This window comes from uncultured Porphyromonas sp., assembly GCF_902489635.1.
GTDB lineage: Bacteria > Bacteroidota > Bacteroidia > Bacteroidales > Porphyromonadaceae > Porphyromonas.
This window is the reverse complement of record NZ_CABUAN010000004.1, coordinates 19,458-35,356: the sequence shown is the minus strand read 5'-3', so window position 1 is coordinate 35,356 and position 15,899 is coordinate 19,458. Positions and strand designations below refer to the sequence as shown.

The 15,899-nt window shown below is 53.6% G+C and carries 13 protein-coding genes; 5 read left to right on the top strand and 8 right to left on the bottom strand.

All coding sequences use genetic code 11. The features are described 5' to 3' along the window. Positions 1-54: 54 nt before the first annotated feature. Entirely contained in the window at positions 55-750 is a 696-nt protein-coding gene (locus tag RDM37_RS01515; protein WP_308554534.1) for a DNA alkylation repair protein, read from the top strand. A 140-nt stretch (positions 751-890) separates the two neighbouring features. Here the strand turns inward: RDM37_RS01515 and RDM37_RS01510 are convergent, their stop codons facing one another. From RDM37_RS01510 to glyA, 6 genes are all read right to left on the bottom strand, one after another. Continuing rightward, on the bottom strand, positions 891-3,554 hold the full coding sequence (locus RDM37_RS01510; RefSeq protein ID WP_308554533.1) for a valine--tRNA ligase: 2,664 nt from the start codon (positions 3,552-3,554) through the stop codon (positions 891-893). Positions 3,555-3,904: 350 nt separating this feature from the next. Next, complete coding sequence (locus RDM37_RS01505) at positions 3,905-4,288, bottom strand: thioesterase family protein (RefSeq protein ID WP_308554532.1); 384 nt, start codon at positions 4,286-4,288, stop codon at positions 3,905-3,907. Positions 4,289-4,301: 13 nt separating this feature from the next. Then, positions 4,302-4,907, bottom strand: coding sequence for an acyltransferase (locus RDM37_RS01500; protein WP_308554531.1), 606 nt, complete (start codon positions 4,905-4,907; stop codon positions 4,302-4,304). 20 nt (positions 4,908-4,927) lie between these two features. After that, a complete protein-coding gene (gene dnaA / locus RDM37_RS01495; protein WP_308554530.1) occupies positions 4,928-6,355 on the bottom strand; it encodes a chromosomal replication initiator protein DnaA in 1,428 nt (475 codons plus the stop codon). A 561-nt stretch (positions 6,356-6,916) separates the two neighbouring features. After that, the gene (locus tag RDM37_RS01490; protein ID WP_308554571.1) at positions 6,917-8,560 is read right to left on the bottom strand and encodes a fumarate hydratase; all 1,644 of its coding nucleotides are present in this window, start codon (positions 8,558-8,560) and stop codon (positions 6,917-6,919) included. A 181-nt stretch (positions 8,561-8,741) separates the two neighbouring features. Continuing rightward, the gene (gene glyA, locus RDM37_RS01485) at positions 8,742-10,022 is read right to left on the bottom strand and encodes a serine hydroxymethyltransferase (protein ID WP_308554529.1); all 1,281 of its coding nucleotides are present in this window, start codon (positions 10,020-10,022) and stop codon (positions 8,742-8,744) included. 253 nt (positions 10,023-10,275) lie between these two features. On the opposite strand from glyA, the gene RDM37_RS01480 reads away from it, so the two are divergent. From RDM37_RS01480 to RDM37_RS01465, 4 genes are all read left to right on the top strand, one after another. Further along, complete coding sequence (locus RDM37_RS01480; protein ID WP_308554528.1) at positions 10,276-11,394, top strand: Ig-like domain-containing protein; 1,119 nt, start codon at positions 10,276-10,278, stop codon at positions 11,392-11,394. Positions 11,395-11,654: 260 nt separating this feature from the next. Beyond that, the gene (locus RDM37_RS01475) at positions 11,655-12,095 is read left to right on the top strand and encodes a DUF5606 domain-containing protein (protein ID WP_308554527.1); all 441 of its coding nucleotides are present in this window, start codon (positions 11,655-11,657) and stop codon (positions 12,093-12,095) included. Positions 12,096-12,157: 62 nt separating this feature from the next. Beyond that, a complete protein-coding gene (gene kbl, locus RDM37_RS01470) occupies positions 12,158-13,348 on the top strand; it encodes a glycine C-acetyltransferase (protein WP_004331072.1) in 1,191 nt (396 codons plus the stop codon). A 118-nt stretch (positions 13,349-13,466) separates the two neighbouring features. After that, the gene (locus tag RDM37_RS01465; protein WP_308554526.1) at positions 13,467-14,678 is read left to right on the top strand and encodes a 4-phosphoerythronate dehydrogenase; all 1,212 of its coding nucleotides are present in this window, start codon (positions 13,467-13,469) and stop codon (positions 14,676-14,678) included. A gap of 199 nt (positions 14,679-14,877) precedes the next feature. On the opposite strand, the gene RDM37_RS01460 is transcribed toward RDM37_RS01465, so the two are convergent. After that, positions 14,878-15,396, bottom strand: a complete 519-nt coding sequence (locus tag RDM37_RS01460; protein ID WP_308554525.1) for a hypothetical protein — start codon at positions 15,394-15,396, stop codon at positions 14,878-14,880. An 83-nt stretch (positions 15,397-15,479) separates the two neighbouring features. Next, positions 15,480-15,890 (bottom strand): YraN family protein, encoded by a 411-nt coding sequence (locus RDM37_RS01455; protein WP_308554524.1) that lies wholly within the window; start codon positions 15,888-15,890, stop codon positions 15,480-15,482. Positions 15,891-15,899: the final 9 nt, after the last annotated feature.

The window sequence follows — 15,899 nt, the reverse complement described above, 5'->3', positions numbered from 1 at the left end:
ACGTTGTATGTGGGGGACTGCGCTATTTATAGATACTTGCTATACACCCACCTTATGACATCTACACCTCTAGAAGAAGCCACGGCACTGCTCACAGAGCTGGAGCGGCGTCGTGAGCCAGACTATGCCGCCTTTATGGCACTACGCACCAAAGTCTCCTCACGACCCGAGAGCGTCCTCGGCATTCGTATGAAGTGGCTACGACATGCCGTAAAGCAGCTCACTGCTCTGCTCACGCTCGACGAAGCTATCGACTTACTCCACGAGAGAGCCCTCGCATGGTACGAGTACAAGATCCTCTTCGGAGGTGTCATCGCTCGTCTAGCCTCCGCTAGTGAAGGGCTGCCCCTCCTCTATCCACTTTGTGACGGCTGGGCGGCGCCTGACTACTACAAAGAACTTCTTGCAAGCTGGGCCAATAGGGGAGAGGCGGAGCGACAGATAGTTCTCCGCTCGATGGCTGAGTATGCTCACGATGCCAATCCCTACGCACGGCGTCTCACCATCGTTGCGTGGCTCGACCTCATACGTCACGGCTTAGCCACGCCTCGGGCAGCACTAGACCACGTCGCTTCGCTGCAGCACGATGAGGCGTACTACGTCCAGATGGCGATAGCGTGGCTTCTTGCCGAGATAACGCTCACAGGCGACGCCTCCCTCGTCGACGCCATCCGCACAGAGATCACGGACGACACGGTGCTACGTATGTACCAGCAGAAGCTCCGCGACGCCCGCCGTAACGCGCGCTAGTCTCTATGCAGCTCATTTGACTGCGAAGAGCTGGACTCAAAAAGAAGAGGACTCAACCGCTTTTGCTCAGCGATTGAGTCCTCTTGTTATGGACAGCGGTCTGTTAGCCGTTTGGGGCTACTCCCTTTTTATGTAGAAGCTTAGAGGGTGGCACCGAGCTGCTTGAGCTGCTGCTGTACCTCGTCGATGCGTAGCAGGGCATCGCTCTCTTTCTTGCGCTCGAGGGCGACAACTTCGGGCTTGGCATTGGCGACAAACTTCTCGTTGGAGAGCTTCTTGCGAACTCCTGCGAGGAACTTCTCCTGATGCTCTAGCTCGCCACGCAGACGCTCTACGGTCTTCTCCACATCGATGGCACCCGCCAGCTCGACGGAGTAGGGGACTGTGCCGATGATGAAGTGCTCGGCCGTATGCTCTTCCGACTGATGCGCCTCCGCCTTCGTGAGGGCTGAGAGATTGGCTAACTTGATGACTAGCTCGCTCATACGCTCAGGGTGCTCGCCACTGGTGGTGAGCGCGAGCGACTGCTTGGTCGCTATCTGATGCGCACTGCGTATACTACGTATCTTGGTGATCAGATCCACGGCGTGCTCCATATCGGCGAGTAGTTGCTTGTCAGCCTGTAGCGTGTCGTCTAGATGAGCGTACATAATGGAGTCTCCCTCCTGACGAGGTGCTACATCCTGCCAGAGCTCCTCCGTGATGAACGGCATGAAGGGGTGCAGCAAGATGAAGATCTGCTCGAAGTAGTGGATCGTTCGCTCGTAAACCTTACGGCTCATGCTGGTGCCGTAGGCGGGCTTGATAGCCTCTAGATAAAGGCCGGAGAAGTCGTCTCGGACGAGCTTGTAGAGGAGCGTGACGGCATCGCTGATGCGGTACTTGTCGAAGAGGTCGTCCAGCTCGCTCATCGTCGAGGCGAGTAGTGACTCAAACCACTCCATAGCGATTAGGCTAGCTGCGTCTGGCTCGACCTCGTCGGAGACACTCTGCGTCTTGAGGAAGCGGTAGCTATTCCAGATCTTATTGCAGAAGTTGCGTCCCTGCTCCACAAGGCTCTCGTCGTAGAGGAGGTCATTGCCGGCAGAAGTGGCCATCATAAGTCCTAGGCGCACGCCATCGGCTCCGTACTTGTCCATCAGGTCGATGGGGTCGGGCGAGTTGCCGAGTGACTTAGACATCTTGCGCCCCTTGTCGTCACGAACGATACCTGTTAGGTAGACCTTGTCAAAGGGTCGATCCCCCATAAAGTGGTACCCCGCCATGATCATACGGGCTACCCAGAAGAAGAGAATGTCAGGTCCCGTGACTAGGACGGAGGTGGGGTAGAAGTATTTGAGGTCTTCTGTAGGCTCTGAGCCGTCGATCTTGCCAAAGAGGCTGATAGGCCATAGCCATGAGGAGAACCATGTGTCGAGACAGTCTGACTCTTGGTTGAGCTCTTCGAGGGTTAGGCTGTTGTCGCCTGTCTCTTGCTTTGCTTTTGCCAAAGCCTCCTCAGCGGTAGCCGCTACAACAAACTGCCCGTTGGGTAGGTAGTAGGCTGGTATGCGATGTCCCCACCAGAGCTGACGGCTGATGCACCAATCTTTGATGTTTTCTAGCCAGTAGCGGTAGGTGTTGACAAACTTCTTCGGCACAAGCTGTACGGTATCCTTGAGAACAGCCTGTAGAGCGGGCTTGGCCAGTTCGGACATCTTGAGGAACCACTGCATAGACAGCTTTGGCTCGATAGCTACATCGGTGCGCTCGCTGTAACCGACACGGTTGGTGTAGTCCTCCTCGTGATCAAGCAAACCAGCCTCCTTGAGGTCTGCGACGATCTCCTTGCGGACTACGAAGCGATCTTTGCCCGCATACTTGCCGCCGTGCTCATTGAGCGTGCCGTCGTTGTTGAATATGTCGATCGTCTCCAGCTGATGCGTGATGCCGAGCTGGTAGTCGTTGATGTCGTGGGCGGGAGTGACCTTCAGGCAGCCCGTACCGAACTCTAGATCTACGTACTCATCCTCGATGATCGGGACGGAGCGACCTACGAGCGGTACGATGACCCGCTTGCCACGCAGATGATGGTAGCGCGGATCTGTCGGGTTGATACAGACGGCCGTGTCGCCCATAATCGTCTCGGGGCGCGTCGTCGCTACGATGATGTAATCCTCAGTACCCTCGATGAAGTAGCGGAGGTAGTAGAGCTTGCCCTGATGCTCCTTGAAGATAACCTCTTCGTCCGAGAGTGCCGTCTGTGCCTTGGGGTCCCAGTTGACCACGCGTACCCCACGGTAGATGAGTCCCTCTTCGTAGAGCTTGCAGAAGACATTGATGACCGACTCTGAGCGCTCCTCATCTAGGGTAAAAGCTGTACGACTCCAGTCGCACGATACCCCTAGTCTGCGTAGCTGGCTGAGGATGATGCCGCCATACTTGTCGGTCCACTCCCAGGCATGCTTGAGAAAGTCCTCTCGTGTGAGCTGATTCTTCTGAATGCCTTGCTTAGCAAGCTGCTCTACCACCTTAGCTTCCGTAGCAATCGAGGCATGATCAGTGCCAGGCACCCAGCAAGCGTTGTAACCCGATATGCGAGCACGACGGATGAGGATGTCCTGGATCGTGTTATTGAGCATATGCCCCATATGCAGTACGCCCGTCACGTTGGGCGGGGGCATAATGATCGTGTAGGGCTTCTTGCTGTGATCCACATGTGCCTCAAAGAGCTTGTGGTCCAGCCAATACTGATACCACTTAGTCTCGACACCTGCGGGATCGTAGACACTAGTTATCTGAGAAGTGATAGAATCGTCTTGCATTGCTTATAGTCTGTCGTGATATTTGGTACAAAGGTACTGAAATCTCAGGCTAATTTCTATTTTTGAGGTGCTGGAGAAATTTGCAGAGGACACATTATAAAATAGGATCTCTGGGGATCGCTACGCTTTTGCTGAAAAACCTGATCTCCACGTGGGTGTGGAAAAATTCTTCGGAGGAATGAAATGAAACTTCGGAGGAAATGTTTCTCGCCTACGTGGGGAATAAAAAATAGCCACGTGGGAATTCGAAAATCTCCACGTGGCTATTGAGTTTTATCTCGTTTGACTAAGACATTCTATCCCTAGAGTGCTCTGCTCCCAGCACCTCGAAGTAGAATTTAGCCAAACGATCACTCCTTGATGCCCAAACGCTCTAGAAATCGTTGACGCGATACGATGAAACGCTCATGCGTAGCCTGAGCCACGACGCCAGTTTGGTCAGTGGCCTCAATGGTAAAGGTGAGCTTGCGCCCCTCTATCGAGGAGAGTTGTGCTGTGACCGTGATCGTCTCTCCGATGGGTGTCGCATGCTGGTGGTCGGTGGTGATCATCGTGCCGACGGTCGTCGAGCCCTCCTCGGTATAGTTGCGGGCGAGGAGCATAGCTGCGTTTTCCATAAAGGCGATCAGCGCAGGGGTGGCGAGGACAGGCATGTCGCCTGAGCCCATCTCTGCGGCACTGTGCTTAGGCTCGATGAGGTATTGCTTGGTTAGAGTGGTTGCTTTGCTTTCCATATTCATATATCGATTACTGGTTGTCACAAGTTATAGTGTTGCCGTCGGGGCTTAGGTGGTAGGTGCGTTGCTCTTCCGCGACATAGCAGGAGGGCCCCTCAGAGAAGTCTAGCTTGTGTCCCTCTTGACTCACCCAGCCGATCTGGCGAGCTGGGTTGCCCACGACCAAAGCGTAGGGAGCCACATCGCGGATCACGACCGCACCGGCACCAATCATGGCGTAAGCACCAATCTTGACTCCGCAGAGGATCGTCGCATTGGCTCCGATAGAGACCCCTCGGCCTATATGTGTGGAACGAAACTCGTCCTTCCGTGAGATCGCTGCACGCGGGTTGATCACATTGGTAAAGACGCAAGAAGGTCCTAGGAAAACCTCATCTTCGCAATGAACTCCTGTGAAGAGCGTGACATTGTTCAGGACACGGCAGCGGTCGCCTAGACGGACACGTGGCTGGACGACTACGTTTTGTCCTAGATGACACTGCTCCCCGATGACGGCATCGTGCATGATGTGGCAGAAGTGCCAGATAGTCGTGCCAGCACCAATGAGCGCTCCTTCGTCAATGATCGTCGTAGGGTCTATGTAGCCTGTCTCGGCAGCTCGGGAGGGGTAGGGCATAGGGGTGGGGCGTTGGGCGACTACTTAATCAGCGACTCGATAGCGTTGAGATCAGAACGGTAAGCTGCGGAGACCTCCGCCTGATCCTCTACCACCTTGCAGCTGTGTAGGACAGTGGCGTGCGAGCGACCGCCGAGCAGTTCGCCGATAGCGCTGAGCGACTGATCTGTGTAGCGCTTCGCAAAGTACATAATGAGTTGTCTCGCCTGAGCCACGTCAGCCTTTCTCGAGCGACTGCGCACCAGCTCTATCGGTACGTGAAAGTATTCGCACACCGTCTTTTCAATCATAGAGACGGTGATCTCTTTCTTCTCCTGCTTGACCGTCTGGCTGACGATCTTCTTGACAAAAGAGGAGGTGATGTCGCAGCCCTCGACAGCTGCACGAGTGATGAGCGAAAAGAAGACTCCCTGCAAGCCACGGATGCTGCTGGTGACTGTGCGGGCGATGTAGTCGATCATCTCTTGGGGTAGTATGCTCCCGCTCTCCTCGCTCTTGTGGCGGAGGTACTCCCTGCGGAGGTCGTAGTCGGGACGCTCTACCTCTATCGTCAGGCTACCTGCGATGCGCGAGATGAGGCGCTCCTCAAGCCCTGCGAGGTTGACCGGTGCTGTATCACTCGTCAGGACGATCTGCTTGCCTAGCATGTAGAGGTGGTTGAAGACTTGGAAGAAGGTGAGCTGCGTCTTCTTTTTGGCGATTAGCCCCTGTATGTCATCGATGAGGAGGACGTCTATCTGCTGGTAGAAGTTGATAAAGTCGTTGGTTGTATTGGCTCTTGTGGCGGCGACGTACTGCATCTCAAACATGTGAGAGGAGACGTAGAGCACCTTGAGCTCAGGGTAAAGCTCTCTGATCCGTAGTCCGATGGCATGGCACAGGTGCGTCTTACCGACGCCCGAAGGACCATAGATAAAGCAAGGGTTGAGGGCTCCTTGTCCAGGCTTCTCAGCAATAGAGCGTGCGATGGAGCTGGCTGTACGATTGGACTCTCCCTGGTAGTAGGTGTCAAAGCTCAGCTGAGGCTTGAGCTGCGAGTCAAAGTCTGGTAGCTGACGAGGCTCCGTCTTAAGTGCGGTGGCCGCTCCGTTGGTATTGATTGTATAGGCACTGGCAGCACCGTAAGCATTGCTCGCATAGCTCTGTGTGGGCAGCGTCACGGACGAGTTCTTGCGGTGAGAGGCTGCGCTGTCTACAAGAGCTTTGTACTTGAGGACTACGTTGGGACCGACGACACGCTGGAGTACCTGCTTGAGCTCATTGATGAAGTGTGTCTCGATGTACTCACAGAAGAACTGACTAGGCACACCGAGCGTCATCTCCACTCCGATGAGTGAGACTGGCTTGATGTGTGGGAACCAAGCTTTGTAGACCTCTGGTTGGATCATCGCTTGGAGGAGGACTGTACACTCAGACCACGCCCGCAGGGCAGCTTCTCTGTCAGTCATATTAAGTAGTCAAGTATATGATAGTAGTCGATGTAAAATGAGACTGTTATCTTTGCAACAGTGGATAGTCAAGTGACCCATGAGGAAGCTCCTCTGTGAGGGGTTACTTTTCATTTGCAAAGATCCTAACTTTGGCGATGCCGTGCAACAGGACAAAACGACAAAAGCACCTCTCCTCCCGCCTATCTCTATTGTTGTCAAAGAGTTATGATATAGAGTTGTTGACAGCTAAGGCGATTGAGCTAATTGTCTATTGATTAGTCTATTACGATGGTATATGCGTGGAGTGATCAGAGTAATAGACAATCAAGAATAAGGGCTATCTAGGGGATTACGAATAAGTTACGAAAGGGATCACTAGATAGCTTCTCTATATAGTTGAAAAGTTATATCGGCTTCAGACTTTGAGCTGATTGGAAGTGCTAAATAGATTGTATATAAACGGAGTGATCCGAGTCTTTTGTCACTCCGATCACTCCGATATTTTTGTTCATCTCAGCAGTCTGCGTCTTCGTGGTCTGAGCCACTGTGAGAGCAGACAGATCTCAGCATCGTGTGAGGCTAGCCACGAGGGCAACCGGCACACTGTCTGATCTGCTGGAAGAAGTCGTTGCCCTTGTCATCGACTAAGATGAAAGCGGGGAAGTCCTCCACCTCTATGCGCCAGATAGCCTCCATACCCAGCTCGGGGTACTCCAGGCACTCGACATGCTTGATGCTCTCCTTCGCTAGGATTGCTGCGGGGCCACCGATGCTGCCGAGGTAAAAGCCTCCATGTGCCTTGCAAGCGTCTGTAACCTGCTGACTGCGGTTGCCCTTGGCAATCATGATAAGGCTACCGCCATGGCTCTGGAAGAGATCTACGTAAGGATCCATACGTCCTGCCGTGGTGGGGCCAAAGGAGCCACTAGGCATCCCCTCAGGCGTCTTGGCGGGACCAGCGTAGTAGATCGGGTGATCCTTGATGTACTGAGGTAGCTCCTCGCCACGATCGAGACGCTCCTTGAGCTTGGCGTGGGCTATGTCACGACCTACGACGATGGTGCCTGAGAGTGAGAGACGCGTAGAGACAGGGTATTGACTCAGCTGCTTGCGTATCTCGTCCATCGGGCGATTGAGGTCTACTTTGACGACCTCGCCCTCGGTGCCGTGGCGCATAGCCTCGGGGATGAGTCGTGCGGGGTGCTTCTCCAGTCGCTCTATCCATAGTCCCTCCTTATTGATTTTAGCTCGTACGTTGCGGTCTGCTGAGCAGCTCACGCCTAGCCCCACGGGACAGGAAGCTCCGTGACGTGGCATGCGGATCACTCGTATATCATGAGCGAAGTACTTACCGCCAAACTGCGCTCCCAGACCAATCTCGTGGGTCGCCTCAAGGAGTCGTTGCTCCATCTCTAGATCTCGGAAGGCGTGTCCCAGCTCATTGCCCTCGGTGGGTAGCTCGTCGTAGTACTTGGCACTGGCGAGTTTGACCGTCTTGAGGTTTGCCTCTGCCGAGGTGCCGCCGATGACGAAGGCTATATGATAAGGAGGACAAGCAGCAGTACCTAGCGAACGCATCTTATCAACTAAGAAGGGGAAGAGCCGCTCCTCCGTGAGTAGTGCTTTGGTCTCCTGATAGAGGTAAGTCTTATTGGCAGAGCCACCGCCCTTAGCGATAAAGAGGAACTTGTACTCATCGCCTTCGGTCGCCATCAGGTCTATCTGCGCGGGGAGGTTGCACCCCGTATTGACCTCGCGATACATATCGAGAGGCGCATTTTGCGAATAGCGGAGGTTGTAGCGTGTGTAGGTGTCGTAGACGCCGTGCGAGAGGTACTCCTCGTCGCAAGCACCAGTCCAGACGTTTTGCCCTTTCTTACCTAGGATGATGGCGGTACCCGTGTCTTGGCAGAAGGGGAGCTGCCCCAAAGCACTCACCTCGGCATTGCGGAGGAAGGTCAGAGCAACAAACTTATCATTGTCCGAAGCCTCAGGGTCGGACAGTATCGATGCGACCTGCTCCTGATGGGCAGGGCGTAGGTAGAAGGCTACATCGTGCATAGCTCGCTCGGCAAGTATGCGTAGTGCCTCTGGCTCGACTTGTAGCATCTGGTGACCATTGCAGTCGACCGTGTGCACGTAGTCAGAGGTGATTAACTCGTACTCAGTCCGATCGGCTCCTACGGGGTACATCGGCTGGTACTGAAACGGTGGTGTGGGCATCTCTCTTGTGTCAGTTAAGTGTGTGTATAGAGAGCCTTGTGACATAGTTCGTCATAGGCTCGAGTGGGGTAGGGGAAATAGTAAGAGACTGAGTGCTAGGGTTTGCTCCTTAGAAGTCTAAGCGTGCGTCCCCCTGCATTCAGTCTCTATCAGGTTAAGAGGCTAGGCCTCTGAGTTTATCTTACCAAGCGAAGATAGGTAGTGGAGACATCATCTCGTTGACCTCCTTACGTACCTTAGCTATCTCATCCTCGTTTTCAGGATCACGCAGTACGCGGTCTATGAGCTCGACGATGTATGGCATCTTGTCCTCCTTGACACCACGCGTCGTGATAGCGGGCGTACCCACACGGATACCAGAGGTCTGGAATGCAGAGCGTGAGTCAAACGGCACCATATTCTTATTGACCGTGATGTCAGCACGTACGAGCGCGTTCTCAGCCACCTTACCCGTTAGGTCTGGGTACTTAGAGCGTAGGTCGATGAGGAGGCAGTGATTGTCCGTACCGCCAGAGATACAGTTGTAGCCCATCTTGACAAAAGCCTCGCCAAGTGCCTTAGCATTCTTCATCACCTGCTTTTGATACTCCTTAAATGAAGGATCGAGAGCCTCACCAAAGGCGACAGCCTTAGCAGCGATGACATGCTCTAGCGGACCGCCCTGGATGCCTGGGAAGACAGCCGAGTTGAGCAGCTGAGACATCATCTTGACAACCCCCTTAGGCGTCTTGAGACCCCAAGGATTCTCAAAGTCCTTACCCATGAGGATGATACCACCACGAGGACCACGTAGGGTCTTGTGTGTCGTAGAGGTGACGATGTGGGCATACTTGACAGGGTTGTCGAGCAGACCAGCAGCGATCAGTCCGGCGGGGTGCGCCATATCGACCATAAAGATAGCACCGATCTCGTCAGCTACCTTGCGGAAGCGTGCGTAGTCCCACTCGCGGCAGTAAGCCGAGCCACCAGCGATGATGAGCTTGGGCTTGTGCTGACGAGCTAGCTGCTCCATCTCGTCGTAGTCTACCGTACCTGTCTCCTTGCTCAGATTGTAGCCTATAGGATTGTAGAGCGTACCAGAGCTATTGACAGGCGAACCGTGTGAGAGGTGACCACCATGGTCTAGGTTTAGACCCATGAAGGTGTCACCAGGCTTGAGGCAGGTGAAGAGGACAGCCATATTAGCTTGAGCACCTGAGTGTGGCTGCACGTTGGCATACTCCGCGCCAAAGAGCTTCTTGATACGCTCTATGGCTAGGTTCTCAGACTTGTCCACTACCTCGCAACCGCCGTAGTAACGCTTGCCAGGGTATCCCTCAGCGTACTTATTAGTCATACAGCTACCCATAGCTTGCATGACCTGGTCGCTGACAAAGTTCTCAGAGGCGATCAGCTCGATGCCCTTTTGCTGGCGCTGATGCTCCTGTTCGATCAGATCAAAGATCTCTTGGTCTCTTTTCATTCTATGTGAAATTAAATAAGTTAGTCGTCGTACATAGGTGTGCGAAGCCCCTAGCCCCTCAAGCGCGAGCAGAGGCTCACACGAATCTCTCGCAAAGATAACAATAATATCTGAGCTGGGACAATCTTCACGCAAGGAATTTGGTAAGCTCGATGAGTGAGCGATAGTTTGTGTCTTTTGTATTACATTTGTATGCGACACACACGATAGTGTTGACTGCACGCTTATATAAACCAATAACCCAAACAACAGTATGAAAAGAACAATCTTCTATCTACTACTCCTGCTCCCGCTCCTGACACTCGTCAGTTGTGATGATGATGCGCCCGTAGAGCGAAAGTTCGAGACCTTGACCATTACTCCAGATCAGGCTACTATGACCATCGGCCAGAGCCTACAGCTACAGGTTACGCAGCAACCGAACCTCAACAAGCCAGTCACCTTCCGTAGTCTCAATGCTGAGCTGGCGACGGTCTCTGACAAGGGCCTGGTCACAGCCGTTGCCAAGGGCGAGACGACTATCCTAGCTGAGGTGGATGGTGTCTCTGCCGCGTGCAAGATCACGATCCAGGAGCCAGCTCCCAAAGAGGACTTTGCCATAGAGATCCTTAGGGTGACGGCAACTAACGTCTACATTAAGGTGACGCCTAAAGACCCTGAGATGCTCTACTCTGTCAATGCTGGTACGAGAGAGAGCTACGATCGCATCCTCAATAACCTACAGAATCAGCCTAATGCCAATCGTGAGTGGTGGAAGGCTGTCTCAGGCGACGAAATAGGAAGTGCGGGATACAGAGAGGCTATGGCTCGTGAGACCTTCAAGGGGACGAGAGAGTTTGACCTAGGAGAGATCTCTGGCTCAGACTATCCTTATCCAGCTGATCATACCATCGTCGCAAGGATCTATGGTATGGATCAGGACGGCTACGAGCTAACTAAGGTCATAGAGCTCGAGCAGAAGACGAAACCCCGGACGATGCTAAACTTCACCTTTAATGTTGAGAACCTCACCCCTAGCGACTCATGGGTCTCAGCTTTGGTGCGTCCGTCAGATATGACGAAGTCTTACTTCTACGCTATACAGAGCAAGCGCTATGTAGACTTTTACCGCAATCCGAAGCCTGGTAACGAAGTCCTAGACGGTGTACCCGCTAAGGAGATGATGTGCTACAAGCTAGTGCAGAGCGTACACCAGATGGATCCTATGCCAGATGCTTTCAAGACGGGTGAGTTACAGATCAATGAAGAGACTAATACTGGTCTGACGCCAAATACAGACTACGTCTTAGTGCTATTCGGGTGGGATAAGGATCTAGGACTGACGACTGATCCTGCTTACTTCGACTTTAAGACCAAGCCTTCAGAGGGCTAGTAGTGCTGGCTACGCTAGCTACATAAGGACTGAGACACGAGTCGACGGTCTTCACAAGGACGACGGACGCACGAGATCGGGCGTCCGTTGTCGTATTAGATTAGATACGTTCTGTAGTGACTCTGGCTGTCCAAATCCTTGTCGTGGCTCGGCCTGCAGAATTAAAGAGTGATCTCTGTACACACCATACGATACTATTTTGGTATCTTTGCAGGTGATATCACGAGAGCCTCGAGGGCTTTCGCCACATAATATAGTTTATGCTCAAAGAAATCTTATCCATCTCAGGCAAGCCAGGACTCTTTAAGCTCCTGACACACACCAAGAATAGTATCATCGTCGAGGATCTAGAGACGAAGCGTCGTATCCCCGCTTACGCCTCGGATCGTGTCGTATCTCTAGGCGATATATCGATCTACACGACTACCGAAGAGGCACCTCTGCGAGAGATCTTGCAGACGCTGCTCGACAAGTATGAGGGCAAGCCAGTCGACCTTAAGGGTCTCAGTGGCAAGGATGCTTACTTTGACCTCTTTGCAGAGGTACTCCCCGAGTACGACCGTCAGCGCGTCCACGACAACGATATCAAGAAGATCTTTCGCTGGTACAACATCCTCGTAGAGACGGGGTACACCGACTTCTCCGAGCCTGCACCTGAGGAGGCTAGCGAGGCTACCGAGGAGGCTCCAGCAGAGGAGTAAAAAGCATCTCGCGAGCCACACTTGGCTCATCGATTCTGTCTATAACTTTACCACATAATATCATGTACAAAGAACTGAAGAACTTCCTAACTAAGGAGATCCAAGACACTAAGGATGCTGGTCTCTACAAGGAGGAGCGCATTATCATCACCCCTCAGACAGCCGCTATCAAGGTAGAGGGGGGCAAGGATGTCTTGAACTTCTGCGCTAACAACTATCTAGGTCTCTCCGACAATCCTCGCCTCATCAAGGCTGCCAAGGCCATGATGGATTCGCACGGATATGGTATGAGTAGCGTACGCTTCATCTGCGGTACGCAAGATATCCACAAGCAGCTCGAGAAGGCTATCGCACACTACTTCCACACGGAGGACGCTATCCTCTACGCTGCTTGCTTTGATGCCAACGGCGGTGTCTTCGAGCCTCTCTTTGGCCCAGAGGACGCTATCATCAGCGACTCGCTGAACCACGCCTCGATCATCGACGGTGTACGTCTCTGCAAGGCTAAGCGCTATCGCTACGCCAATGCCAATATGGAGGAGCTAGAGAAATGCCTTCAGGAGGCTCAGGAGCAGCGCTTCCGCATCATCGTCACGGACGGTGTCTTCAGTATGGACGGCAACGTAGCTCCTATGGACAAGATCTGCGACCTCGCTGACAAGTATGACGCTCTCGTGATGGTCGATGAGTGCCACTCAGCTGGTGTAGTCGGCAAGACGGGCCGTGGTGTCGCTGAGGCTTTCGACTGCTTCGACCGTATCGATATCCACACGGGTACGCTTGGCAAGGCATTCGGTGGGGCTGTCGGTGGCTTTACGGCTGGTCCTAAGGAGATCGTCGAGATACTACGTCAGCGCTCTAGACCTTACCTCTTCTCTAACTCACTGCCCCCCGCAGTGGTCGGTGCTGGTATCGAGGTATTTAAGATGCTGGAGGAGGATGACTCACTACACACGAAGTTGATGGATAATGTCAACTACTTCCGCGACAAGATGCTAGCAGCTGGCTTTGATATCAAGCCTACACAGAGTGCTATCTGCGCTGTGATGCTCTACGATGCTCCTCTATCTCAGCGCTACGCTGCTCGTCTGCTCGAGGAGGGTATCTATGTAACTGGCTTCTACTATCCAGTCGTACCCAAGGGCGAGGCGCGTATCCGCGTACAGCTCTCAGCAGCTCACGAGCGTGAGCACCTCGACAAGGCGATCGCAGCCTTTATCAAGATTGGCAAGGAGCTGGGCGTGATCAAGTAATCGCACCTCTCAGCAAAGCATAACTAACAACGAAGGTGACTAGACGCTATCCCATCACATCGGGAGTGCAGATCTAGTCACCTTCCTCTTTATATTAAGTAGCTATACTATTATATATATGTCCCTGCGAATAGTCGTAGATAGTTCTATCCCCTACATGGCCGACGGCATGCCCCTCGGGGTCGAGGCGCGCTACCTGCCGAGTGGCGAGATCACGGCCGAAGCGGTTGCCGATGCCGATGCTCTAATGATCCGTAGCGTGACGCGTTGTGACCGCACGCTGCTGGAGGGGAGTGCTGTACGTCTGATCACCTCAGCGACGGCGGGCTTTGACCATATAGATACCGAGTACTGCCGTGAGGCGGGCATTCGCTGGTTCAACGCCCCTGGGTGCAACGCTGCATCTGTGGCGCAGTATGTTCTGACGGCTATCTCTCGTATCGCACTAGAGCTGGGATTGGCTCCTGAGGATATAACTCTCGGGATTATTGGCACGGGACATACCGGCGGACGGGTCTATCAGCGTGCCAAAGCACTCGGCATACGGACGCTCCTCTACGATCCGCCTCTCGTCGCGGCTTATGATGAGCACCCTGACTGGCAGAGCTGTCTGGAGGAGCTGGATCGCCATGGGCTACCACGCCCTTACCTTGCGGACGATATGCCAGCTCTACGGGATAGCTACGTAGATCTAGAGACGCTCCTCGCCTCGGCTACGATGATTACCTGCCATGTGCCTCTGACGAAGGGGGGCGCACACCCTACTTATCACTTAGTTGATGACACTTTCTTGCGAAATGCTCAGCAACGACCTTGGCTCATCAACGCTTGTCGTGGAGCCGTCGTCGACACCTCCGCACTGGTCCAAGCCCTTGACGACAAAGCGGTCGCAGGAGCTGTGATCGACTGCTGGGAGGGTGAGCCACACATAGCACAGCCACTACTGGATCGAGTCTTCATCGGTACGCCCCACATTGCGGGCTTCTCTGTGCATGGCAAGGCGCAGGGCGCTGTGCAGAGCCTGCGTCACCTGTGCGACTTCTTCGATCTTAGTGATACCCGCATAGCACTGGCACACCCTCGTCCCTTGGCGGAGCCATACCTAGACCTTTCGGGGTGCGAACCATGGCAGATACCTTGGCGAGGAATGATCCACACGCTAGATCTGCCCGCTATTATGAAGCGACTGGTGGCTAGTCCCGACACCTTCGAGCAGCAACGTGTCCACTACCAGCACCCCTACGAGCCACGCGACTACACCATACGAGGTGTCCCCGCCTCCGTTCGTCCCGCACTCACTGCGCTTGGCTTCGCAGTAGAGAGCGAGTAGGGCTATCTTTTCTTATTGAGACTGTTGCATAAAGGCGAATCGCTGTGTTGCTTTCGGGATTCGGCTTCGGTCACATACGGAGGTATGCTCCCTTCAGACCTCACCCTCAGCGCCTTGCGCTTCATCCTTTCTGCAAAGTCAGGACAATCTTGCAAGATTGTGAGACTGTTGACTTTTGCAACAGTCTCTTATTGGGAGCTTAGAAGAAGCGGCCGAGCGAGTTCTGGTTGATCTTCTCAGGCTCAAAGAGTGCTGTCATAGCTTGCGAGATAGCATCTCGGATCTTATCAGACTCGCTCTCTCCATACCCTTCGGCCGTAGCTACTGCCACGAGCTTATTCATATCGGCCGTAGTTAGCTGAATGGTAACTTCCAAAGCATAGCCGACCAATATATTTCTCTTGTCGCCCTCACCATAGCTTACGACCAGCGTCTTCTGCGCCTGTGCGGGGTTGATCTCAGGAACGACTATGATACCTCTCTTAAAGAGCTGCCCAGCGATAAAGTCTCTAGGATTGACAGAGTTAATCTTAGCTTGAGAGTAGCCACCAAATGCGCCTAAAACGCTACCCGTCGGAGCAATGTAGGCATACTGAAATTGAGATAGCGGGAGGTAGGTCTTCACCTGAGGAGCATTCAGTGCACAGCCCGACAAGGTGAGCATAAAGAGTATGGCTGCAACAACGCCCCATAACTTGGATAAGTGAGTTTGTTTCATATCGACGAGTCCTTTCTGCAAATATAGACAAAAAGAGAGAGCGTGCAAGGCCGAGGCATGTCTGTGAGCGTGCCGCCAGCAGGTTAGGGCTGTGCGAAGCCGTGGGGAAGTGTCTCCTGGAGGGCGATCTCCTCTGCGGAGAAGTAGCCTTTGTGGTACTTCATTTCAAAAACATCGCTCGCTGGGCAGTAGAGTGCCTCGACGACATCGTAGCGTATCGGCAAGTCGATGCGCATCCGCTGTGCGTAGCGCATGCCGCCGAGCATCATCTGATGCGCTTTTGCTGTATTGACAGCCTCTAGTGGACTCGTGGCGGTGTACTCCATACGGCTCTTTACCTCAACGATCAGTAGGTGCCGTCCGTCAGACGCTATGATGTCTATCTCGCAGAGCGGATCACGCCAGTTGACCTCGAGGATGCGTATCCGTCGAGAGAGTAGGTAGCGCTGAGCCGCCTTTTCGCCAGCAGCCCCAAGCTCATTAGCGAGAGCCATAAGCCTGAT